Annotated in this window: 23 protein-coding genes and 3 tRNA genes; 11 read left to right on the top strand and 15 right to left on the bottom strand. The window is 45.9% G+C overall.

Annotation, left to right across the window (positions count from 1 at the left end; genetic code table 11):
- Nucleotides 1-72: 72 nt before the first annotated feature.
- The 4 genes from truD to ACK3SF_RS01150 all read right to left on the bottom strand — a co-directional run bounded on the left by truD (nucleotide 73) and on the right by ACK3SF_RS01150 (nucleotide 3,836).
- Entirely contained in the window at nucleotides 73-1,266 is a 1,194-nt protein-coding gene (gene truD / locus ACK3SF_RS01165; protein WP_414837991.1) for a tRNA pseudouridine(13) synthase TruD, read from the bottom strand.
- A gap of 35 nt (nucleotides 1,267-1,301) precedes the next feature.
- Nucleotides 1,302-1,649 (bottom strand): peptidyl-tRNA hydrolase Pth2, encoded by a 348-nt coding sequence (gene pth2 / locus ACK3SF_RS01160; protein ID WP_414837990.1) that lies wholly within the window; start codon nucleotides 1,647-1,649, stop codon nucleotides 1,302-1,304.
- 200 nt (nucleotides 1,650-1,849) lie between these two features.
- A tRNA-Val gene (locus ACK3SF_RS01155) sits at nucleotides 1,850-1,923 on the bottom strand.
- Nucleotides 1,924-1,967: 44 nt separating this feature from the next.
- Nucleotides 1,968-3,836 carry an ATP-binding protein gene (locus tag ACK3SF_RS01150; protein ID WP_414837989.1) on the bottom strand — a complete coding sequence of 623 codons (1,869 nt, stop codon included), beginning with the start codon at nucleotides 3,834-3,836 and terminating at the stop codon, nucleotides 1,968-1,970.
- A 115-nt stretch (nucleotides 3,837-3,951) separates the two neighbouring features.
- Between ACK3SF_RS01150 and ACK3SF_RS01145 the strand changes: the two genes are divergently transcribed.
- The 3 genes from ACK3SF_RS01145 to ACK3SF_RS01135 all read left to right on the top strand — a co-directional run bounded on the left by ACK3SF_RS01145 (nucleotide 3,952) and on the right by ACK3SF_RS01135 (nucleotide 5,192).
- Nucleotides 3,952-4,410, top strand: coding sequence for a hypothetical protein (locus ACK3SF_RS01145; protein ID WP_414837988.1), 459 nt, complete (start codon nucleotides 3,952-3,954; stop codon nucleotides 4,408-4,410).
- Nucleotides 4,411-4,502: 92 nt separating this feature from the next.
- Nucleotides 4,503-4,991: a nucleoside-diphosphate kinase gene (gene ndk / locus ACK3SF_RS01140; protein WP_414837987.1), complete on the top strand. Its 489-nt coding sequence runs from the start codon at nucleotides 4,503-4,505 to the stop codon at nucleotides 4,989-4,991.
- A gap of 3 nt (nucleotides 4,992-4,994) precedes the next feature.
- Complete coding sequence (locus ACK3SF_RS01135; protein ID WP_414837986.1) at nucleotides 4,995-5,192, top strand: PspC domain-containing protein; 198 nt, start codon at nucleotides 4,995-4,997, stop codon at nucleotides 5,190-5,192.
- A 39-nt stretch (nucleotides 5,193-5,231) separates the two neighbouring features.
- Here ACK3SF_RS01135 and pheT read toward each other — a convergent pair whose 3' ends face one another.
- From pheT to ACK3SF_RS01100, 7 genes are all read right to left on the bottom strand, one after another.
- Nucleotides 5,232-6,878: a phenylalanine--tRNA ligase subunit beta gene (gene pheT, locus ACK3SF_RS01130; protein WP_414837985.1), complete on the bottom strand. Its 1,647-nt coding sequence runs from the start codon at nucleotides 6,876-6,878 to the stop codon at nucleotides 5,232-5,234.
- Nucleotides 6,879-8,273 (bottom strand): phenylalanine--tRNA ligase subunit alpha, encoded by a 1,395-nt coding sequence (locus ACK3SF_RS01125; RefSeq protein WP_414837984.1) that lies wholly within the window; start codon nucleotides 8,271-8,273, stop codon nucleotides 6,879-6,881. It lies immediately after the preceding gene.
- Between the two features lie 32 nt (nucleotides 8,274-8,305).
- Nucleotides 8,306-9,001 carry a stage II sporulation protein M gene (locus tag ACK3SF_RS01120; protein ID WP_414837983.1) on the bottom strand — a complete coding sequence of 232 codons (696 nt, stop codon included), beginning with the start codon at nucleotides 8,999-9,001 and terminating at the stop codon, nucleotides 8,306-8,308.
- A 35-nt stretch (nucleotides 9,002-9,036) separates the two neighbouring features.
- Nucleotides 9,037-10,119, bottom strand: a complete 1,083-nt coding sequence (gene trpS / locus ACK3SF_RS01115; RefSeq protein WP_414837982.1) for a tryptophan--tRNA ligase — start codon at nucleotides 10,117-10,119, stop codon at nucleotides 9,037-9,039.
- 60 nt (nucleotides 10,120-10,179) lie between these two features.
- On the bottom strand, nucleotides 10,180-10,848 hold the full coding sequence (locus ACK3SF_RS01110; RefSeq protein WP_414837981.1) for a GNAT family N-acetyltransferase: 669 nt from the start codon (nucleotides 10,846-10,848) through the stop codon (nucleotides 10,180-10,182).
- 312 nt (nucleotides 10,849-11,160) lie between these two features.
- A complete protein-coding gene (locus ACK3SF_RS01105) occupies nucleotides 11,161-11,916 on the bottom strand; it encodes a succinylglutamate desuccinylase/aspartoacylase family protein (RefSeq protein WP_414837980.1) in 756 nt (251 codons plus the stop codon).
- Nucleotides 11,917-11,953: 37 nt separating this feature from the next.
- On the bottom strand, nucleotides 11,954-13,117 hold the full coding sequence (locus tag ACK3SF_RS01100; RefSeq protein ID WP_414837979.1) for a phosphoglycerate kinase: 1,164 nt from the start codon (nucleotides 13,115-13,117) through the stop codon (nucleotides 11,954-11,956).
- Nucleotides 13,118-13,414: 297 nt separating this feature from the next.
- Here ACK3SF_RS01100 and glyS point away from each other — a divergent pair, with 297 nt between their 5' ends.
- Genes glyS through ACK3SF_RS01085 form a run of 3 tightly spaced genes read left to right on the top strand, consistent with a single transcriptional unit; the run spans nucleotide 13,415 to nucleotide 16,403 of the window.
- Nucleotides 13,415-15,136, top strand: a complete 1,722-nt coding sequence (gene glyS, locus ACK3SF_RS01095; protein WP_414837978.1) for a glycine--tRNA ligase — start codon at nucleotides 13,415-13,417, stop codon at nucleotides 15,134-15,136.
- A gap of 45 nt (nucleotides 15,137-15,181) precedes the next feature.
- On the top strand, nucleotides 15,182-15,442 hold the full coding sequence (locus tag ACK3SF_RS01090) for a hypothetical protein (RefSeq protein ID WP_414837977.1): 261 nt from the start codon (nucleotides 15,182-15,184) through the stop codon (nucleotides 15,440-15,442).
- Between the two features lie 28 nt (nucleotides 15,443-15,470).
- Nucleotides 15,471-16,403, top strand: a complete 933-nt coding sequence (locus ACK3SF_RS01085) for a rhomboid family intramembrane serine protease (RefSeq protein WP_414837976.1) — start codon at nucleotides 15,471-15,473, stop codon at nucleotides 16,401-16,403.
- A 9-nt stretch (nucleotides 16,404-16,412) separates the two neighbouring features.
- Here the strand turns inward: ACK3SF_RS01085 and endA are convergent, their stop codons facing one another.
- From endA to ACK3SF_RS01070, 3 genes are read right to left on the bottom strand one after another with little or no spacing between them, the layout of a single operon-like run.
- A complete protein-coding gene (gene endA / locus ACK3SF_RS01080; RefSeq protein ID WP_414837975.1) occupies nucleotides 16,413-16,949 on the bottom strand; it encodes a tRNA-intron lyase in 537 nt (178 codons plus the stop codon).
- A 45-nt stretch (nucleotides 16,950-16,994) separates the two neighbouring features.
- Entirely contained in the window at nucleotides 16,995-17,654 is a 660-nt protein-coding gene (gene rnhB / locus ACK3SF_RS01075) for a ribonuclease HII (protein WP_414837974.1), read from the bottom strand.
- Between the two features lie 43 nt (nucleotides 17,655-17,697).
- Nucleotides 17,698-18,372, bottom strand: a complete 675-nt coding sequence (locus tag ACK3SF_RS01070; RefSeq protein ID WP_414837973.1) for a hypothetical protein — start codon at nucleotides 18,370-18,372, stop codon at nucleotides 17,698-17,700.
- A gap of 107 nt (nucleotides 18,373-18,479) precedes the next feature.
- Between ACK3SF_RS01070 and ACK3SF_RS01065 the strand changes: the two genes are divergently transcribed.
- Nucleotides 18,480-18,554: transfer RNA gene (locus tag ACK3SF_RS01065), tRNA-Met, on the top strand.
- A 38-nt stretch (nucleotides 18,555-18,592) separates the two neighbouring features.
- On the opposite strand, the gene ACK3SF_RS01060 is transcribed toward ACK3SF_RS01065, so the two are convergent.
- Nucleotides 18,593-18,946 (bottom strand): YybH family protein, encoded by a 354-nt coding sequence (locus tag ACK3SF_RS01060; protein WP_414837972.1) that lies wholly within the window; start codon nucleotides 18,944-18,946, stop codon nucleotides 18,593-18,595.
- Nucleotides 18,947-19,091: 145 nt separating this feature from the next.
- On the opposite strand from ACK3SF_RS01060, the gene ACK3SF_RS01055 reads away from it, so the two are divergent.
- The 4 genes from ACK3SF_RS01055 (at nucleotide 19,092) to ACK3SF_RS01040 (ending at nucleotide 21,548) form a co-directional block, all read left to right on the top strand.
- Nucleotides 19,092-20,183 (top strand): hypothetical protein, encoded by a 1,092-nt coding sequence (locus ACK3SF_RS01055; RefSeq protein WP_414837971.1) that lies wholly within the window; start codon nucleotides 19,092-19,094, stop codon nucleotides 20,181-20,183.
- Nucleotides 20,184-20,550: 367 nt separating this feature from the next.
- Nucleotides 20,551-20,904, top strand: a complete 354-nt coding sequence (locus tag ACK3SF_RS01050) for a hydrogenase/urease maturation nickel metallochaperone HypA (protein ID WP_414837970.1) — start codon at nucleotides 20,551-20,553, stop codon at nucleotides 20,902-20,904.
- A gap of 37 nt (nucleotides 20,905-20,941) precedes the next feature.
- A complete protein-coding gene (locus ACK3SF_RS01045) occupies nucleotides 20,942-21,421 on the top strand; it encodes a hypothetical protein (RefSeq protein WP_414837969.1) in 480 nt (159 codons plus the stop codon).
- Between the two features lie 44 nt (nucleotides 21,422-21,465).
- Nucleotides 21,466-21,548: transfer RNA gene (locus ACK3SF_RS01040), tRNA-Leu, on the top strand.
- Nucleotides 21,549-22,547 lie beyond the last annotated feature (999 nt).

Genomic DNA, 22,547 nt, shown 5'->3' with positions numbered 1-22,547 from the left:
AGTTTCTAATCAAAACTTAATATATCCAACACAAGAACACGGAAAAAGAGCTTTGAAGTAAGCTACAGGCCTCTAGTTCTTCATTACTTCCCTGAGGAGAACTGTGGCATAACATCCCTTCGGCAGATCGAACTTCACACGCATCTTGTTCTGATTCATGTTCAGATCATCTTCATCGATCCCCAGAATCTCAAAGTTCCGGAAATCAGCAAAAGCACGTCTGAAAGTTCCCTCGCTGCGCAGCTCCGGGAAGTCCTGAAGCCTGAAATCCTCCTGACTGACACCTTCCTCCTCAAGAATCTCCTTGATCAAGTTCTCAGGCCTGTTGTCCTTCAAGTCAGTCTTATACCCAACAAGAGGGATCTCATACTTCTCATCGTACCAGTCATCCTCCAGAAGAGTCGAAAGTACTCGATTGAAGATCCATGACTGATAAGCATGTATGAAAAGCTCCTGAAGGCCTTCAGGCAGGCGCTTTATAGCTCCCTTATAGTCACCAGGATTCTTTGTCAGGTGATAAAGAAGTGTTTTCTCGTATCTGTAACTTTCAGGGAACTTTTCCGCCGCATCCTCGGGATCCCTGGATTCCCAGAGATTCTGACGTGTCTTCCTTATGCTTTTGTACTCCGAATCATACGGCTTGGCAATATAAGTCCATACCGCTTCCTCAAACTCGCCTCTGAGAATATGACGGCCTACCTGGTGAGTTATAGGCCTTGCAGAGCCAAATCTCTGATCCCCAAAGTAATTCGGGAACTTTCCATCAAGTTCATCAACTATCTTCAACGTTCTGTTCCTTATATCTTCAATAGGAAGATTAAGATCTCTAATTACAATTTCAAAACGGTTAGCATCAAGATTTCCAAGGCCGATATGGCCGTTCATGCCGATAACTTCAAGATCAAATTCATCAGTGAATATCTGTCTTACATCTTCAGGAGAAACTCCCTGAATTGAAATATACTGTTCCGTGACTGCTCTCTTGTCCTTGTTTCCAGCGTATCCGATCCTGTCTCTGGAGATATGGAGCATGTTTGAAAGCTTTCCTATAGCTTCCAGAGTAGTCATGTTCTGCTTCCTCAACTGAACTATGACGTGATCTCCTTCACCGGTATCATGACGGGCAAGTTCCTTGACTATGAAGTCTCCGACCTGTTCCTTGATAGCTCCTTCTATTCCAAACGTATCGGAGTAGTACTCCCAGTCCATACTGGCCATATCCAGATCTGCAAACTCGTCCTGTTCCTGTTCAGTTTCTTCTGTCATTCTACCGTGTAACCTTGTTTGTGTATTAATCGTTTTTATTTTATCAGCTTCAAGTCGCCAGTGACAGAGTCGATTCTTGACTCCTCATCCGGCCCGATCGCAATAGCCGTTTCAGTGCCAGGATCGACTTCAGTATGACCGGCATCCTTCACAGTAACAACTGTTAAGCCAGAGGCCTCAGCATCCATCCTTTTCTGCCTCAAACTTTCTTCATCAACTTCAAGCGTAACTTTCTTCGCTCCTGAAGACTCCCATTCACTCCTTTTCTTTTCATCAGCCTTCTTGTACGCCTTCAAAGATGCATGGCAGGCCTGTGCAATCATTTTGCCCTTTGACATATTTAGATCCTCTCTCAGGAGTATAGCCTGCTTGTATGAACTCATTTAATCGAGACCTCGTACATCTTCAAACCTCTTGACGTACAGTCAAACTATTCGACACTTAATCCTTTAATACGTATTGATGACAACAAATGTTCAGGCCTGTAGATTTTTTCAAGGCCTCTGATCACCTTATTCTATCTTGATAGCGTTTAAGAGGCAGATATTTTTCCTCCAGGAAATGAGGACTTCAAAACCGGAGATGGGTTCGCCCAGATTCGAACTGGGGATCTTCGCCTTGTAAGGGCGACGTCATAACCAACTAGACCACGAACCCCTGTAGATAACCGTGGGAAGTAAATTCTTAAAATACCACGAGTATCATCCGATTTCCTCTTCAAGTATAGGATCGTAAACAACGTTGTCTGAAGAGTAGTACGGATAGTAAACTTTGCTTATCTCTGATTTTTTCAACCTCTTCGAGGCCTTTTCCTCATCGACCTGGTAATCCATCAGATCTTCCTTTACGACGTCTTCTTCCTTTATCTCCAGATCAAGTATTGATTCACGTACCTCGAGTTCTCCGTCTTTGACCAGATTCTTGTCTCTCAAGTTATCGATCTTGGAGCTCAATTTTGCGATTGAGAGGCCTAATTCCTCCACCATATCGCTTTTTCCTACTCCCTGTCTTATCTTGTGCATGATATCCTTCTCTTCAGAGCTCGGCTTGCTCCTCTTGGCCTTGACTTTATTCTCTATCCCATCGACAAGAACTCTTTTCTCATCGTTTTCCACAAGATAGAGCGGATAGTACGTGGTATCGAATTTTTCACCGTACATGTTCTCTACCTCGGAAATCCTTTTACGCGTCTCAAATACACGGATACTCTCTTTCTCCTCGTATGTATCAGCTGTCTGAGTCTCTCCACCGTGCTTGGATTTTCTCTGCCGGACATCAGTCATGACAGGATACTGATTCCCGAGAACGAAACAGACACCCGGCGGAAGCGACTTTATCATACCTTCAACACCGGAAGTAATTCCCTCGAAAGATTTTGAGATCGCCTTAAGATCGTTAGGATTCGTCACCTTCAGAATAAACTGTGTGTTGCACTGTGAAAGAACGTTCTTATCTATACGTGCAGGCCTCTGAGAGATCACTCCGATACCGAGGCCGAACTTTCTTCCCTCAGATGCAATCTTTCTCATGATAGGATTTGAGATAGCCTGTCCGAATCCTTTCTCCGGGATGAAGTTGTGGGCCTCCTCGAACACCATCATGAACGGCGGGACTTTGTCCTTCTTCCTCAGGTCGAAAAGTTTTTTCGCCAGTAGGTACACCGCCATCTCTGCTGTATCCGGCTCTACGGCCTTCAAGTTGATTATAGTTGCTCGGCCTTTCTCCACCAGTTCCTCAGTATCGATAGGATTATCTGAGAAAAGGCCTGATTCCTCAAGCTGCTCCAGATAGTTCAGCAGATTCCATTTCGCAGTGGAGTCTTCCTGCTGTACAGCATCCTCAATATCGATCAGAGAATAGTCCTCGTCTTTGTCTCTGAGGCGTTTCAGGGCGTTGTAGAGAACTCCCATCTGGGAGTTAGTTAATGAATCCGGTATCAGTGTCTGTAACTCTTTTTTCTCGAAGTTAAGCGAGGAAAATTCGAGCGGAAGTGCCGACTTGTTGATATCCGTGTTCGGAGAGTACTCCTTGACGTTGTATCCCTTCGGCTCTTCTTCATTATCCGGATTAGGAGTTCCCAGGGAAGAAAACTCTCCGTGAGGATCGATTATCAGTATAGGAAAGTCCTGTTCAAGCATTTCCTCCATTAACACACCTGTAAGATAAGATTTACCAGCACCTGTCTGGGCCAGAACTGCAAAGTGCTTGTAGAAATCCTCTGGATTAACAAAAATATCTATATCAGGATTTGTCTCGAGATTACCTACTCTCAGACCGTCATCGTTGAGGCCTAAAGTCTCAGAGATCAGGTCCTGATCTGCAGAGTAAACTATTGAGTCCGGCTCGATAACCTGGCGGGGAGCACGAGTCATACCTTTGTCTCTGTAACCGATGATGTTGGCATCGGCGATGGTCTCGCCACCGGATTTCTTGGTGACTTCATCCACCTGTGCCAGAATCCATTTTTCATTACTTTTTACAGATACGAAATCGAATTTTCCTACTTCTTCAGTTGCTCTGAACTTGAAACTGTCAGTATTTACTTTTCCCTCAATAGTTCCTAGTTGCATCTGTCTAATAGTTGACGACGGAGCCTTTTTGTAATTGATTCTCGAGTAGAAATCAAAAAATCGAGAGGCCTGTGGACAGGGGGATTTAAGAAGCTGAACAACTTGAGTCAAATGTATGGAGTTGCCAAGCCTGCCGGAAAGATTTGAGGAAGGCCTCGAAAGAGATCTCTTCTTCGTAGCTATCTCACTTGCAGTAGTACTAGTTTTTGTCGGAGTAAATAATTTCACTACACCGGATGAGCCGATGAACGTCGGACTGACAGAGATCGAGACAAACTGCTTCGGAATCGAGGCGGGAACATGTATAGGCCTCCAGATGAGAGACCACACCACGTACAATTACGATAACTATACTGATCCTGAGCCAGGTACAGAAAACTACTACAGGCTTGTCGAATCAGAGCTTATGCTTCAGGCCTACAATATCTGTGAATCAGAAGAAGTTACAGGTATGGACTGGACATCCGAGGCCTCTTACGACAACATGACAGGCAGCGAATGGCTTGAAAACGAGAACGTGGAGCTTCTGGAGTGCGACAAGACCACTTTCAGACATCTCAACGCTTCAAAATAGAGAAAACTTTTTCTTCTCTATGTTTCAGGCCTGTTTCTGGCTGTTTTCTTAAAAAATTTCCTGCATAACTGAAGTACAAGGTGTATTAAATAATGTCAGAATACGTTGAACGGACTTTTGTAGCTTTGAAACCTGATGCCGTCAAAAGAGGTATCACAGGAGAGATCATCTCCCAGATCGAGGATACAGGCCTCAAGATCATGGGACTGAAGATGGTCCAGGCTACAGACCAGCTACTTGAACAGCACTACGAGGAACACGTCGATAAACCTTTCTACGAAGGCCTTGCAGAGTACATGAAGGAAGGACCGATCGTGGCAATGGTAGTCGAAGGAGTTCACGCAGTAGAAAACATGAGGAAAATAATCGGAGATACAGACGCCAAAGACGCTCACCCTGCAACGATCAGAGGACAGTACGCACACATGTCCATGGATCACGCAGACGAATCCGGAGGCCTCTACAGAAACATCATCCACGCTTCAGCAACAGCTGAAGAAGCCGAGAAAGAAGTAGGCATCTGGTTCTCTGAAGACGAACTTCACGAATACCAGAGCAGCGTCGAAAGCGAAGTGAGATAAAAAATGGCTAAACGACTTTACCGCTCCGAAAGCGACAGAATCCTTGGAGGAGTCTGCGGAGGAATCGCAGAAGTCTACGATCTAGATCCTACGCTAGTCAGACTTGTAGCAGTCGCACTATTCTTCGGACTGGGAACAGGCCTGCTTGCATACCTTGTAGCATGGCTGATCATCCCTACAGAAAGCGAAGTCGAAAACTAGAAACAGAGGCCCGAAAAGGCCTCTCACAAAATTTTTTCTTTACTCTTTCAGTTCAAGCACTTTCTCTACATCCAATTCCAATCCAGAAACAGGATAGCTAAGCTCCCAGTTTTCAATGACTTGTTCCGAGAACTCTCCTATGATTCCTACTCTCTTGTCTTTGAAGTAGACTGCTGCGGATCTTGATTCCTTGAAGCAGCTCCGGTACTTTTCCTGTATATCGAATTCGAGGCCTAGATCTCTTTCAAGTACCTGTAGAATTGCTCTTGCATCGGTGTAGTCTTTTTCGTTTCCTATTGTGATGTATGCCAGTTTTTTCTGGTTGGAAGCGCCGACATTTGAGTTTTCAAGTTCTACCACATCCGATACTTCGAAGAATGTCTGTGGGTAGCTGTGATGTCGGTTGTCGTGAAGTGTCTGGAACAGCGATGGGAGAAGCCAGTTTCTGACTACTTCCTGTTCCTCACCTGATGCGTTGGCTACTTCTGCTACTTCATTTTCCTCTATCTCCATCATTTCGAAGATTTTTTCCTTGCTGGAGAGGTAGAATGTATTTGCTTCGAGGGCGCCAGCTCCAGTCATTACATCTCTTATTCTGTCTGTGAAGTCTTGTAGCGGTTTCACTGAGGCCATTTGGTCGACGTCAGGAACTTCCGGTTCGATGTTGTCGTATCTGTGTGCGATCACAACTTCTTCGATCAGGTCGTACTGGTGGATTATGTCGTTTCTGTAGGCCGGAATCTTGACTTTGATCTTGTCTCCTTTCTTTTTGGCCTCGTGCTTCATCATTTCCAGTCTTTTGACGATTTCTTCTGTTTCTAGATCGAGGCCCGAGATGTCTTTGAAGTATTCGATATCCAGCGCCATTTCTTCCGGTGTTAGGTCTGGCATTTTTTCTCCGTCGACTGTTACTGATTCTATCTGGCCTCCTCTTTCTGATAGTGCTGTTGTGAGGATGTTGAGGGCCTTCATTACTGTTTCTCTGTGTTTTCCTGTGACATCGATGAAGATATCGGTTGTTTCGGAGTCTACTTCCGTTAGCTGGTTGTTGATGATAGGTGGGAAGCTGAGTACTTTTCCTTCTGAGTCTTCGATTATAGGGTATCTGTCCTCGTATTCCAGTATCCATGCGTATTTCTGGCCTTTTTCGTGTTCATCCAGGATTTCTCCGAGCTGCATGTGTTTATCGTATTCCAGCGGTTTGAATGAGACTTTTTCTGGTTCTACAGCTTTGTATGTGAACGGTGCTTCTACTGTGGAAAGGTCGTGAAGGCCTATCGCCAGCTTGTCTCTTCTGCGGCCCATTGTTTCGTGCATTTTTTCCTGTAGCTGGATCAGGCCGTTAATCTTCTTTTTTGAAAGCTCTAGGCCTCTGACTACTGCTCCTCCGATGTGAGGCCTTACATTTTCCACCGAGTCATCGACTTCTACTTTTAGGTCTCCTTTCTTTACGTTGTATTCTTCTCTTCCTGTTTTTATGTCGAAGAATCCTCGGTATGCTCTTGCGAGGCCCTCTACTGATAGGAGGTCTGGCCTGTTCGGGTATGTTTCTACTTCGCATACGTTTCCTTCGATGCGGTGCCAGTGTGCTCCCAGCATTGAGCCTTCTTCTATCATTTTCTGGTTGTCGATGCTTTCTCCTACAAGTTCGTCGAATTCTCTTTTATCTATCTCCAAGTTGGCCATTTATTGTTCTCCTCCGTTGTGAGGCCTCCATTTTGGAGTTTCCTCAAGTATTTCTATGTCGTTTCTGTAAAGTTCTCTGATGTCTTCGATTTCTGCTGCTTTCATTGCTACTCTTCCGAGGCCTAGTCCCCATGCAAGTACTGTTGCTTCGAATCCTAGCATTGGCTTGACTACTTCCGGTCTGAAGAGGCCTGCGCCTCCCATTCCTAGCCATTCTTCGTCTTCCTCGTCGTATACCTGTACTTCTGTGCTCATTTCTGTGTAAGGATAGTATGAAGGGATTAATCGGAACTCTTCGTATCCCATTTTTTCGAAGAATTCGCTGAGGTATCCTTTGAGGTTTCTGTAGTTCAGGTTCTTGCCTACCACGATCCCGTCCAGCTGTATGAATCCTGGAAGGTGTGTTCTGTCTACTGTTTCGTTTCTGAAGTTTCTACCTATGATGAAGAATTTTTTAGGCAGTTCTTCTTCGTTAATATCGATTTCGTGCAGTCTTCTTGCGCTGACTGCAGTGGTATGTGTTCTGAGTACATTTCTTGAGGCCTCTTGTTCGCTCCAGTCGTAGCCCCAGCCCTTGGATCCTGTAGTCCAGCCGTCTTCGTGTGTTTCTTTGACGTGCTGTACTTTTTCTCCGTACTCCGAAAGGTCTGTTTTCTCAGGTGTCTTCATGAAGAATGTGTCGTGGAGGTCTCTGGCCGGGTGGTCCTGTGCGGTGTAGAGTGCGTCGAAGTTGAGGAAGCTTGGTACTATGAAGTCTCCTGTCATTTCCTGGAAGCCCATTTCCACGAATTTTTCCTGTGCGAAGTCGAGGATTTCCTTGTAGAAGTGTTTTTTACCTATTCGCGGTGTCTCAACTTCCGCTTCAACGTTGAAATCTTCCTCGATTTTCTCTGTCTCGACGTCTTCTCCTTTTTCTGTAAGCCTGATCTTCCTGACTGTTGACTCTCTGATCTCGACGAGGCCTCTATCCAGATGTTCATCGGTGAAATCTTTCTCCTCAAGTTTCTCTCTGACAGGATCTTGTTCGACGTCTTCGACAAGTTCGACTTCCCCTGAATCTATCTTGATCCACGAGCGTTCACGGGCCTTTCCAAGCGCTACATCGAGATCCAGATCCTGGAGATCTGACATATGTGTATCACCGGATCTTACTCTTTCGACAAGCCTGTACTCCGGTGAACCTTTCTCCTCTACCTCTTTACCTGTATCCGTGAGAACGTAGTATTCATCTGTTTCCTCATCTACTTCTGCGAGGCCTTCCTGTTCAAGCTCCAGAGAGGCCCTGTTCACCATCGACTGGTCGAATCCTTCTTTTTCAAGTTCTGTTACAGTTGATTCTCCGTTTTTCTGTTTTAACTGCTCGAGAATTTCCAGGGCCTGTTTCGAAAGTTTCACGCAGAAAGTTGACGCGATCAAATATTTTATACTTAAGCCGTCTCCACGACAGCTGCTACAAGTATCAACACGAGGCCTAGAGCGACAAGTTTCACGTAGTCGATCCATGTATCCCTGTCAAAATGCTTCCTGTAGACTGCTGCGGAGATCAGAGTCCCTGCGACTCCTGCAGTGATGAATCCAAGCATCTCAAGCGATGCATGCGGAACATAGGCCAGTGCCAGGAACGGATCAGTGCTGAAAACTTCAGCCAGGAAGATGCCAAGGACTGAAGCATTCCATGTAAGTACAAAGGCTCCTGCAGAACCTATCACAAGTGCCAGGAAAAGCGCCGCAGCGAAAACACCCAGATTGTTCAGTAAAATTGTTTCAAGGCCTGCGTTCGAAGCTGCTGCACCTGAAAGACCTAGAACAGTCCTCTGAGCTGTGAAAGAGGCCTCTGTGAAAAGCGAGATCAGGAAAAAGGCCGAGGCCTGTCCTGCAAAGATCGAGAAATACATCTTCAGCTCCGGTATATGCGGGAGGCCTTCCTGTTCATCATCCATGAACTCCTGTGTAAGCGAGAAAATCAGGGGTACAGCAGCAAAGATGACCGATACGAAGGCTATCCTTGAAGGGAAAAACGTTGAAGCTGCTATAAAGCCTGTGAAAACTGCTACTGCTCCCAGGACAAAAAGCATGCCGGGACTTCGCCGCTCCTCTTCAAGGAGGAAAAGCTCCTGCAACATAATACAGGTTTTTGTGGAGGCCTGTTAAAGAATTTTCAGGTGTTTTCGCGGACGAACTGTTCGACTTTTTCAGAGGCCTCTTCACGTTTCCTCTGGTGCTCCGTCAGGAACTCCTCAAGTCTATCCTTAGCTATCTGTTTCAGTTCTCCGGACAGCATCTCACCGCTGGAGTACTCTCTTTTGATCCTTGCGAGTTCATCGTCGTCTTCAATCAGGTGGAAGGCCAGAAGCTCGAATACCATATCTTCCTCGATTTTCGCACCTTTCTCCCTGTGTTCCTCCAGTGTGTCGCGTCCTCCGGTCTTCGCCTGATCGATCTTCTTTTTAGCATCCTTTATATCATCTGTCAATGCGATGTAGCTTTTCGGATCGCTGCTGCTCATTTTTCCGCCCTGGAGGCCTCTCATGAACTTGTTGTATGTACTTGAAGGCTTGTAGAAATCCGCATCACGGTACTTTCGAGCGACCTCTCTTGTCAAACGGATGTGAGGATCCTGATCGACGCCGACAGGGACGACAGTCGGCTTCGGGGAATCGAACTGAGGCCTCAGTATATCAGCGTACTGTGTCAACGCCGAAGTGATCTTTCCAGGCGCTGCGCTGCCGTAAGTCGCCTCCACCTCGTTCTGCGTGAGATGTTTCGCGAACTGCTTGCTTTTCAGATGGTAATCGTTTCCTCCCTCACTCTGGAAATAAAAATCAACTTTATCCAGGTCAAGGCCCAGAGCAACATAGTTTTTCAGGTACTCCTCGATAACAAGCTCCCGGGACTTTTCAAGGCTCATATCTCTCGTGTTGTAGGCCTCTATATCAGCTGCTGTGACTGTTATCTCGGCTCCCATCTCCTGGTACATCAGGATCTGATCGACGACAGTCTTGTGGCCGAAATGGAAGACTCCTGACGGCATGATACCTGTCATCATCGCAAACTCTTCGCCGTCCTCTTTCGCATCCAGGAACTCCTTCAGGCCTCTGTGCCCGAAGATTATACCTCTACGAACGAGAAGGTTATCCGGGAGACGATCCTCCACATCACTTATCGGATCTATACCGAATTTTTCCATCTTGTCGCTGTAATCTCCTATCTCAACGTCGCCCCACGGATCAATATCTGGCATTAAAATTTTCCACCTGTTGAAGAAATTCCTTGACAGCTGTTTTGAATCTTTCTCATGAACCTACCTCACCACCTCGACATCGTACGAACGATCATCGACCATGCTTTCATAGGCCTCTTCTACATCCTGCCTGGAGACTTCTCCGGCAGCGATCACAGCATCCCCGTTCTCGTATTCAAGCAGCTCATCAGTGAACTCCTTCAGCCTGTGATCCGGTATCTCATCGTACATCGCCTCAGGATAGGCCTCTTTCATAACCCCATCCTCAAAATCTGCATCCGGATCAAGAGCTCTCGCCACCTTCTCGAGAGCCTCTCCAACATTTTCCGGAGCTTTTTCATCTTGACGCGGATAGGCATTGAAAAGCTCCTGCATATATCCAAGAACAGCAGGATTCTGCGTCCTGGTAGAGACAATATCTTCATCTCCCATCTCCTGTAGCACACCATACGTTCTTGCCAGCTTACCGATTCCCTGATTCTGGTAATCGCTGTGAACAGCAAGGCCTACTGCATAAGCAGTATCAGCAACTCTGTCAGTTGATGAGAAGCCTATTATATCTCCATCTGCCTCAGCAGTGATAAATGTGCTTGAGGGAACTATATGTTCTACAACATCCTCCCTCTCAGGCTGTCCTTCTTTGTTAAATGCGGATTGAGCAACTTCAACAAGTCTGTCAAGAGAATCGTCGTCTAGTAGTTCTGGATTTTCATGCAGATTCAGCTGCAAAGTTCCAAACACGTCCACCCGAATTAGAATCTTCTGTCATGTGAACCACAGACATAGAATACGCATCAAACCTTAAATAACCTTCAGAGGCCTTTAACATAGCATAGAGCATAGCTGAAGCTTTTTTCAGATAAAAAATGGCGTTGAAATACAGAAATAGCGAATAAATTACGTTTACCAGGAGAAATTTTTCACTGAAGATATGCGGAGAAAGCTATGGCTCATAGAATTAACGGAAAAACTTCCAAACACGTCCACCTTTCTGAGCCATAGCAGATTTTTTGTCTTGAACTGTTTAAACGTTTTCGCATTCTACTCTAGCTTTCTGGCCTTGAATCCGAGCATGCCTTCGTATCCGTCTGTGGACATCAGTACGGGATAAAAGCTTTCAGAGGCCTCGAGTTTTTCTCCGTCTCTTTCAGCGAATACTTCGCCTTTCTCGACTTTCTTGAAGTTGTCCGCCAGGAACTGCCAGTCGCCTTCGACAGTTTCGTAGTACCGGAATATCACCGGATCTGATTCCTCGAAGTCGATATCCAGTACATCCTGTGCTGCAAGGAAGTTCTTGATGACTCCTTCAGCGTTTCTGCGGGCCTGCGGTGTTCCCTGATGTCCTGTCTCCACTACTATGCCATCGACCTGTTCGTGAAGAGTTCCGGACTGTTCAGGAAAGTGAACGGCATTTTTGACACCTGATCCCGCCAGCATATGTCTTGTGGTATCATTCAGATCCGTGAATGTTGCAAACGGCTGGGGATAGGATCTAGTGGTATGCAGATCAAGAACTTTTGTGCCTTCTATAGCACTCATGATTTCCGAAGCCAGACGTTCCTCATGGCTTTCGCTTTCAGAGTCGCCGGGAAAAACCCTGTTCAGGTCGGTATCCAGAAATCTGACATCTTTTTCCAGGGCCTCTTCGTTCGCTATGATGAACTGTACAGGCCTCAGAAATTCGTGGTTTTCATCCAGAAAGTTTTCTATAGCGTCTCTTCCTGCTGGTTCATCTCCGTGTACGGAGCCGACAACTGTTATCTCCGGCTCTCCTTCTCCTCTCTTGTATATCTTCATAGGAAAAATTTAGGCCTATACTTCAAAAATCCTTCAATCATTCGAGTGCCTGAATTGCGGCCAGTTTCTCCCCGCTCATGTAGCGTACGAAAGCTCCTCCTGCTATAGAGACATGTGAAAAATCTTCAATACCGTATCCGAATCTCTGGACGAGTGAAGAAGTGTGGCCTCCTCCAAGGACAGTGAAGCCTTCTGAATCCGCCAAGGCCTCCACAATTTTCTCAGAGCCGTCTGGATAATCCTCGAAGGCTCCCATAGGGCCTTTCATGACAGCTGCATCGGCTTCTCTGATTATTTCAGCGTATCTTTCCGCTGTTCTCTCCCCTATATCCCATGTCATCTCGTCGTCGGGAACTTTTTCGGCGTCAAAATCTCCTTTATCTGTTCTCAAATCTTCAGGGAAAATTATTTTTTCTCCGTATCTGTCCATCAGGGCCTCGAGTTCGTCGGCGCTGGCATCGAAGCTGTTTTTCTCTATCCAGTCGTTCTTCTTCCCGGATCCAAGGCCTCTGATCTTCAGAGCCAGTTCGCCAGGTATGCCGCCGAGAAGAACTTTTTCCACTTCTTCAATCATGTGTTCCATCATTCCGATTATATCGGAAGGCTTCTCCCCTCCAAGTACGAGTACGCCGCTTTCGAACTCTTTTCTGACCTTGCTGCAGCTCTCCATCTCCTTCTGCATCACAGGTCCTGCGTACGAGTCAAGGAGTTCTGTGAATCCTACCATGGATGCATGTGAACGATGTGCGGCGGAGAATGCATCATCGACGTATAAATCGAAGTACGGTGCCAGATTCTGGACGAAGTAATCATGCGAATGCCTCTGCGGAGAAGCGTTCTGAAGCTCCTCTGACAGGAAACGGATGTTCTCAAGAACTGTTACATCGCCGTCCTGCATCGAGGCCACTGCATCTCCCAGTTGAGGCCCGAAAAAAGTCTGTACAAAGTTCACTTCCTGGCCTAGCTCCTCTGCAATCATCTCGGAATGTTTCTCCAGCGAGGTGAAATCGTTTCTCGCAGGCCTTCCCTGATGCGCCATCACAACAGTACGTGCTCCCTCACCGCTCAGTTTCTCGATTGTTTCAAGATATCTCTCGAATCTGACAGTCTTCCTCGGTTCACCGTCCTCCACAGGAAGATTCAGATCAGTTCTCAGAAGCACATTCGTTGACTCTAGATCAGCGTCTTCAATACTTTTCATCCCGGCACCACTATATTACGATGTATTACCTGTGGTCGTTTTTAACTCTTTGAGTTCCAGAGGACAGCTATAAAAAAATTCGAGGCGAAGAGGCCTTTAGAGGAGTTTTTTATGTCAACCAAGGGTGGACGTTTTGGATTTACGCAGGTTCGAACACGAGCCTGTGTCAAACAGAAGCAATGAATGCTTCGCCCGAAACTTCTGTGAAGTTTCTTACAACCAGAAACTCTGTGAGTTTCGGATTTTAAAACCTTCTAGAGTTTCTGCTATAAAAATTTCCAGTGACGGTGTTTCTCTATGAAGAATTTAAGTGAGAAAGTTGCCGAACTGTCGAAGAGAAGAGGATTTTTCTTCCAGAGCAGTGAGGCCTACGGCGGCGTTTCCGGCTTCCAGACTTACGGACCTGAAGGCGCCGAGTTGAAGAGAAAAATCGAAAATAGCTGGAGAGAAACATTTTCACGGGCGCTGGGACACAGAGAGATAGAGGCCCCGACAGTTATGCCGGAGCCTGTATTTGAGGCCTCAGGACACTTGGACGGCTTCGACGACATGATAATTGAATGCCCGGAGTGTGGAACTTCTACGCGAGCTGATCATCTTGTAGAGGGCAACACTGATATCGAGGAGGCGGAAGGATTCGATACTGATCAGATAGAGGCCTTGATCAAGGAGCATGATCTTATCTGTCCTAGCTGTGGCGAGAATCTTTCAGATGTGGAAGTCGAGGACTTCAACTTGATGTTCGAAACAAGTATAGGCCCTGGCTCAGGACAGACAGGATACTTGAGGCCTGAAACAGCTCAGGGAATATTCGTCGAGTTCCCAAGATTGAAGGATTACATGAGAGGCCAGTTACCTTTCGGAATCACTCAGATCGGAAAAGCGTACAGGAACGAGATAAGTCCACGTAAAGGCCTTGTCAGGACTCGTGAATTCACTCAGGCCGAGCTTGAGCACTTTGTGGATCCTGAAGAAAATGAGCCGAATCTGGATAGAGTGAAGGATGTGGAGTTGAAGCTTTATCCTGTCAGCGAGCAGGAGAAAGACGACGGAGAATATATCTATGCGACTGTTGAAGAGGCCGTTGAGGAGAATATTGTAGAAGTTGACTGGGTGGCTTACTATCTCGGTATCGCCAAGAAATGGTACGAGAGGATCGGAGTTGACATGGATCGTTTCCGCTTCAGACAGCACCAGGAAGGAGAAAGAGCTCACTACGCGACTGATTGCTGGGACGCAGAGTCCGATGTCGGATCAAGTGAAGAGGACTGGCTTGAGATCGCAGGATTCGCCTACAGAGGATGCTACGACTTGACGAAACACAGGGATCACTCCGGAGACGAGAAAGACTTCCAGATCTTCAAGGAGTACGATGAGCCGAAGACAGTTGAGAAAAATACTGTCAATCCAGACATGGGATTCCTCGGCCCGGAGTTCGGCGATAAAGCAGGCGAAATAAAACAGGAACTGGAAAGAATCGCCGAGGAGGAGCCAGAGGCCTTTGAGGCCGACAAGATCTTCGTTGAGATCGAGGATGAGACGTACTCCGTTCCCGTCGAGAAATGCAACTTCAAAGTTGAGGAAGTTACTGAGACAGGAGAACACGTAGTTCCTCACGTCGCAGAGCCTTCATTCGGTGTCGACAGGACAGTCTACACTTTGCTTGTCCATGCGTACGATGAAGACGAAGTAGACGACGAAGAGAGGACCGTCCTGCGATTGAGCGAGAAAGCAGCTCCTACTGAAGTCGCTGTCTTCCCGTTGATGGACAAGGAAGGCCTCGGCGAGAAAGCACGTGACGTAGCGGACAAACTGAGAAGTGAGGGCTTCGCTGTCAAGTACGACGATACCGGAAACATCGGAAAACGTTACAGGAGGCAGGACGAAGTCGGAACACCTTTCTGTGTCACTATAGATTACGAGACTCTGGAAGACGATGGGAAAGTTACAGTACGGGATCGTGACTCGACGGAACAGGAAAGAGTCAATGTAGAGGATCTGGCCAGTTATCTGGCCTGATCACACCTTTTACTTTTTAATTTAGGCCTGCCTAAATTTTTCTTTATGTCTATCCAGGATGAGATAGAAAGTATAGAGCAAGGCCTTGTTGACATGCGGTACGATGAAGATGTTATGAGTATCGCAAGATCTGTTGAGCATCTTTTCCCGAGCATGGAGGATGCTGCGGAGTACGCACAGGCCTATTCCGAGACTTATGATAGCCGGAGCCAGTTCTTTGATCCGGAGGGATATGCGGAGATGTGGCATGAAAGTTTCGACGGAGATATGTCGGGAATAACTGGAGATCTGATGTATGAAGATTGATAAAAAGATACGTGAGTAGTTCTTCTGTATGGCCGAGTGCTCCGAATGCGGCAAGCAGACTATGAGCTTTACCTGCCATTACTGCGGGGAAAAGTTCTGTTCGGAGCACCGTCTACCGGAGAATCACGACTGTGAAGGCCTTGACTCAGGGAAGAAAGAGGAGTACCTGAACAAGGGAGAGGAAAAAGAAGAGGCCTCTGATGAGAAATGGTTCGATGAAAAATTCGAGTCTCAGGACGTGAAAAAGGAAGTTCACAGGAATCGCAGAAGTACAGGCCTTGGAAACGATATTCTTTCCACGCTAAAAAATAATTACACTTTATCGATCATAGCACTGACATCTTTCTCTTTCATGCTGCAGTTCATAGTCCCCGGTTACTTCAACAATCTTGTACTGAATCCTGCCGTCGGGTATCTTGTTACCCATCCATGGAGTCTGCTGACCGTTATGATTCTTCACGCAGGCCTTTTCCACCTGATGGCCAACATGATAACGTTTTACTTTTTCGGAAGCATACTGGAGAAAGCTATAGGAAGCAAAGAGATGCTGAAGTTCTACATCGGTACAGGCCTTATCTCAAGCCTTGCCTACGTCCTGATGAGCAATATTTACAGTTTACTGCACGGCGCAGCATTCTCATCAGGCATAGGAACAATGACACCAGCTGTCGGAGCCTCAGGAGCAGTAGTTGCTGCAGTAGGCGCAGTAGCAATGCTTTATCCACAGGCAGAAGTACTGCTGTACTTTGTTATCCCTATGAAAATTCAGACAGCTGTGAAAGCCTTCGGAGCAATCGAGGTACTGAACCTGACATCCAAACTTATGGGAACAACACTGCCTGTGATCGGCGGATTCGCCAGCTCCGCACACCTCGCAGGCCTCATCATAGGCCTGATCATAGGAAAACGTATGCGGAAAAACGTCAGCAGAACGTCAAGAATCGATCTCTTCCAGGCCTGAAAAAATTTTCTATGGAGTCAGTCTATCGACTTCGTAGTAAGTTACACCTGACTCGTTATCTACTACCGCCCACAACATCGTAGCACGGATATTATTCGCCAGGCGTACCGCACGGCTCATCTCCTGAAAACTCAAAGTATCGTTCTCCGGGACAGCATGGACAACCCATTTAGTATGCTGCTTCTGCTTCTTAGGGCCTTCCTGATACGGATTGACACCTCTCGGATACACACGGAAATGCGCTCCAAACTTGAAACCTGTCTTGACGATAAAACCTCTCTCCCGTAGATCACTGTAGGCCTGATACTTGTGATAGAATTCTTCATCTTTTGAAGTGAAAAGCTCGAAGGCCTCATCCTTTGAAAGCTTCTCACCATCGTTCTCGACTTCTATAAGATCCCTGTCTATCAGGTGATAGGCCTCTACCATCGAAAGCTCCAGTACATCGTCGTTGTACTTCCCGTAGTAGTGTTCATCATGTACTTCCTCTGCGTGTTCATCGTCTCTCACCACTACACGTGAGCCTGTGAAACTTCCTGATGGCATAGAAATAGAAACAGGCCTCTATCTTTTTCAAGTTATAATTTATCTCTAGAAATCTCCGAGAGAGTTCTGCTGACTTTCCTTCAAGATACGTTCAGCGGTGCTCCATGAAAGTCTTGTCTCCTCTGGAAGCTCTCCGTACTCATCGATATGATTCTTCAGGAAGTTGATCGTCGGCTCATCGTGCGGATAACCGGACTTGAAGTCGTAGCCGTACTTCTTCTTCAGTTCATCGACGTGGCTTTCTCTTGCGCTTTTAGCAGCTATAGAGGCCGCTGAAACAACAGGGAAAGTATCATCTGCGCCGTGCTCTGCAACAAAGGCGATATCACCGGTGTAATTCATAAGATCCTTGACTTTTCCGATAAATCTTTCTGCGTTCGGCTCCGGAAGATCCATGAAAACCTTGTCAGGCCTCGCCCTGTCAACAAGATCTGCGAAACCTTTCAATTCTATCTCATTCAAGCTCATGACCTCTCTCAAGTCATCTATATCAGATGCTGTGAACTCCTTCAGGAAGACTTCTCCAAGATCCTCGATCTCCTCTCTCAATCTTTCACGTTTCTTGTCGGAAAGTTTCTTCGAATCCTTTACACCGAGATCTTCCAGTTCCTCGAGATCTTTTTCATCTACAAGAAATCCTCCGATAAACATGCTTCCTACTACCGGGCCTCTGCCCGCTTCATCGATACCGAGAACCTTCGTCATTGTAAACAAGAAATAAGATAAGAGATGTTAAAAATAAGAGGCCTTACTCGATGACGAACTTGTACACTTCGTCCTGATTTCCAGCCCTGACCCTGTCGTACTCCAGTTCAACTTTTTCATCTCCGAACTGGAGGACAAGAGAATCATCCTCAACGTAGTCAAAATCCCTTCCTATACTGCTTTCATCGACCTGTACCTCAAGGCCTCCACCAGGAAGATCCATAACGTCAACTCCTCTCTGAGTTTCAAGATACTCTCTGGCTCCTATATCAGAAACAGCGCTGTCATAGGCCTGCTGTGCTACATCCTCGCCTACCTGGAGATAGGCAACACCTTCATAACCTGTTCCTCCGCCAGGATTCACCAGAAGAGCTCTTCCACCTTCAAGTACGTCTTTAACACCTTCATCGAACGAGAAACGGTTCAGCATCGCGAAAAGATCCGTCTGTTTGGGAAGCAGCCTTACAGGAATATTTCCGTTAACAGCACCTACCTCAGCTACCTGCGAAACATTACCGTACAATCCTTCATCCACGTAAAGAACAGGCCTCGATCTTCCAGCCCGTTCAGATTCCTCGAGAAAAGTATCGACCTCTGAATCGAAATCATCAAGGCCTCCGTTCTCGAAAGACTCCACTATACCGTGGAAGTCAACGACTTCTATCTCAGCAGATTTTGCAGCTGCATCAGCCGGAACCAGTTCCTCAGATCTATCCATGTAGGATACAACAGCACTCAAAAGATAAAATATCTTCGGCCGGAAAAGAGAGGCCTTCACATGAATGGGGTTAAAAATCTTCCTACCTCAAAACAGTACACAGAGAAAGCGGGGTGGAGCAGTCAGGAGTGCTCGTCGGGCTCATAACCCGGAGGTCCGTGGTTCAAATCCACGCCCCGCTAAAATTTCTCTGAAATTTTCTTGGTATTAGAAAATCTTTCTATTCATCTGCTACAGGATACTGAACGAAATTGTAGCAGTTATTCTCCGAGTTCAGCCGTATCAGATATACGCCTCTGGAAGTGAAACTTTCACCGTCCTGTGTATACTCCAGATCCCATTTGACTGTAAACTTATCGCCGTCAGAACTGAAAACCTCAAAATCGAGATTGATATCCTGTTGATCCCTGATACCTTTCCATTCCTCACGCAACTCTTCTCTATTTTCGAACTTCAGGAACGGCGTCTCGAAGTATTCGACACCATCTGTAAACAGACTCATTACTCTGTCAATATCTTTATCCTTCCAGGCCTCTCTGAAATCTTCCATCCAGGCCTCGATATCACGGCTCATACCAGTAAAATTTTTGTACAAGACTTTTTTGAAATTTTCAAATTCAATCTCTAGGCCTATACGTTCTCAGCAGGAAGGAGGGGAAATTTTTCATGCATCAAGGCCTCTGTTCATCGTTTTAAATCAGGAGCTGTAATTACTGCCCGTGAGTCTTAGTGATGAGATTCGGGATATAGAATCTAAGGAAGAGTCTGTTAAGGATCAGGAAGGAAGTATTCTCTCAGATCTGTTTGAAGGAGGAAGCATCGATACCAGTCAGATCCTGAAGAATAAGAGAAAGTTTTTGAACGCTGTTGAAGAACTTGAGATGGAGATTAACGAGATAGAGGCCGAGATTGAAGAAGCTGAAGAGGAGGTCTATGAGCGGGAAGAAAATGAGTTCCAGAAACTCTCGGATATAAGCAATACTGAGACAGAAGTTGAAAACGAGGAGAGTGCTCTTTTCGAGGATATAATTAATATGAAGAATTCTCTGAAGAATGCTCAATCCAGTAAGGCGCTGGGATATAATGCTGATCCTGACATGGATAGCCAGTACGGAAACGGAAGAATTGAACGTGATGGAGAGTTTCCTTCGGATAAACTTCTCGAAGAAGTTGAAAAATTCAAGACAGATGTACGGCGTATGCATACCATCCTCGTAAATATTGACGATATCGAGGAAGTTGAGATACAGGACAGCATACCGGCAATAGAGATGCTTGAAGAAGAGATAGGACGTCTGAGAATGGAGGAGGAACGACTTGAAAATCTTGTCGGCGTCCTTGAAGAAGTAGAAGATAGTGATAAAACAGGAGAGATACACAAGATAGAGAGTAAAGCAAAAACCTTGAAGGAACAGCTTAACACTCTGATAAAACAGGGAGAGGCCTTGAAGAAAAGAGGCGCGGAAGTAGAGGATCAGACTCTTCAAAACGTAGAGCGTATACAGGAAAAAATACACGAGTTGAAATACGGAAACACTGCTTCTCTGAGGGATGTAGCAAGATATTTTGCAGATGTACAGGCGAATCAGGATCGTATGGGGCCTGGCGCCGGGACTTTACGTGTCAGGAAAGCAGATGAAATAAACGAAGCCTTCGAGGACCTGTTAGAAGCAATACATCGAGTGGATGAAGAGGCCGAACACGTCAGAAAAGAGATTCTGGATGCTAAAGATTTCTACGACGACGGCCAGGATTATGCAGCTGATCCGGACAGATACCAGTCCGGGGAAAATATAGGAAAAGCTACCTGAAAAACTTTCTATTGGATAAAAAGTACCTGAAAGTTGCTTTAATCCAGTCTATCAGTGCTTCATACATCAATTCAGAAAAGCCGAAACCTCTCCAATATACATATCGATGTCACCTCCTCTAAATTAAAAAACCTTAAAATCTTTCCAGAAGCAAATAAAGGCCTCTAAAAGTTCTTTTTAGAGTTAAAGACTTTAAAAATTATTTTTCAGGCCTCTAACTTTTTCTTAGAGCATATGAATTTTCAGTAAATCCGGGGATGGAAAGCCAAAATAATCTTTATTAAAGACTGTTAACCATTACATACATATCTAGGAAATAGAAAAACCCCGTGGAGAAAAATTATGCTACTTGAGAAGTGATACCAGAATGGAGAAACTTGGGAACGTACTGATTAACGTGATGCAGGATCTGTCACGTGTATCCACGAACGGGCATGCACATATCAAAGTGAACAGGAATATCTGTGATCCCGATACATTCGAGAATCTTTTCAACTACTTTGCCATGGGGACTATCCTTGAAAGAATTGATCTGGATGTAGAACCTGTGAACCCTCAGGCCCAGTGTGTCTGCGGATACAACAAAAGAATCAAGGGCGATCACCAGGGATACATCAGATGTCCTGAATGCGGGAAATACGCTGATGTGAAAGACGATGCGTACAGTATCGAGGATCCTGATCCGCAGAAGACACAGCTGCGTCAGAGCCGTACTTTCTAGTAAAAAGGCCTAAAAATTTTCTCTACAACTATTTTTTGTGGAACAACTGGAAGTATACCTTGATGAACTGGAAGAGGCCTACGAAACTTTCTACAGTAAAACTGTCGAGGCAGCGAACTATGCCGATGCAGCCGGAGAGTATCACGGAGAACTTTTCGACACTCTTGGAGAGGAAGTATTTCCATCAGAACTTTTCGATCTGAAGGAACTTAGAGACGAGGCCGTTGAACAGGCCCGTGACAGGAAAGCAGACGTAGACGATCAGCTTTTTCTGCTTTCAGGAGAGTTACAGGCCTTTCTCGACGGCAGAAACGGCACACCACAGAGAGCAGATGAGATCGATTCACGTATGGGAGAGATCCGAGACAGATACCACGAACTGGAAAGAGAACTGAAGATAATCTCCGGAGAAAAAACACCGGAAGACTACGTAACAGGACACGACGTACAGGAAGGACACCTCGCCGCAGAGGCCCTGAAAAACCAGATCAGCCACATCGATGCAGAAGGCCTCTAACACATACTTTAAACATTTCTTGCACAGAACAATTTTTACACGATGCCGGGATAGCCAAGTGGCCAAAGGCGACAGACTCAAGATCTGTTCCCGCAGGGGTTCGCAAGTTCAAATCTTGCTCCCGGCATATTTTTCTAACATAATTTTTCCAGCTACGGACTTTCTGGAGAAAATTTTCTGCCATTCTGCTTGAATTTTACCACAATGTTTCTTCTGAGAGTCTTCAGCTAGCTCTTTCTTCGAGCCGTAATTATTATTTCTCAAGGCTTCGATAATCTCTGCGTTCCTCAGTGCTAACATTAGGATCAAGCAAAAGCACATCGTCGATGCGGTTTTGACTCATACCTTAGAGAATTAGGGTAGACAAACTAGTGAACTAATGGGGGCACGAAGGCCCCCAGTCCGCTCACTAGCTGTCGAGCTAGACTTTGCAGAAGAGACTTGACAAAAACGTCAAAGTATTCCTTTGAGTCTAGCGTGTCTTTACCCTTGGTGATTGGTCACCACCCAAGCTCTGGTTTCTATTCAACCCTTAAGAATATCAGTGCTATCGAACAGAAACTATTCTCTCAAAATTGGGTAAAAAATAGGGTAAAGACACCCCCTAGGGTACCAACACACCCTAGGGGTCGACACCTAAGCCAGTGTTGGTTATGTTATAGGCTGGTTCGGATTTGGCATAACGTACTCGTGGATTGGTCTTTCGGTTATGCCCTATGTAACATTATAGGGACATAATTTAAAAATGCTTTCGGAAGACCTAGCTTCCAAAGCATCGCTCTAGCTACGTTTATCCCATAATCAGAGAGTTAGAGAGCCCATAAATTGAGTGATTAGCGTTAAGTCCACTAGAGCCATTCTTTTTATACCAGCTTTTTGAAGAGCTAGCTGTACTTATCGACCATCCCCAAAACTCCTGCTTCGACTTATTGGTTTATTGGTTCTCCAGGAATCTTCCTCACCGGATTACACAAAAAACGGGCTTGCTTTTATATTTTCCGTATAGAGGCCTCTAGGCGATTGTAGAACCGGGAAAAATTTTTGATGAAGAAATTAGGAAAGTTCTAGAATGCGAGCATGATCCTGGAGCTCTGTACCAGCTCCCTTGCCACCAACATCAATGTCA

Source organism: Candidatus Nanosalina sp. VS9-1, from assembly GCF_047555085.1.
Lineage (GTDB): Archaea > Nanohalarchaeota > Nanosalinia > Nanosalinales > Nanosalinaceae > Nanosalina.
Note: the sequence above shows the minus strand (reverse complement) of the source record. Positions and strands in the feature narration are given on the sequence as shown.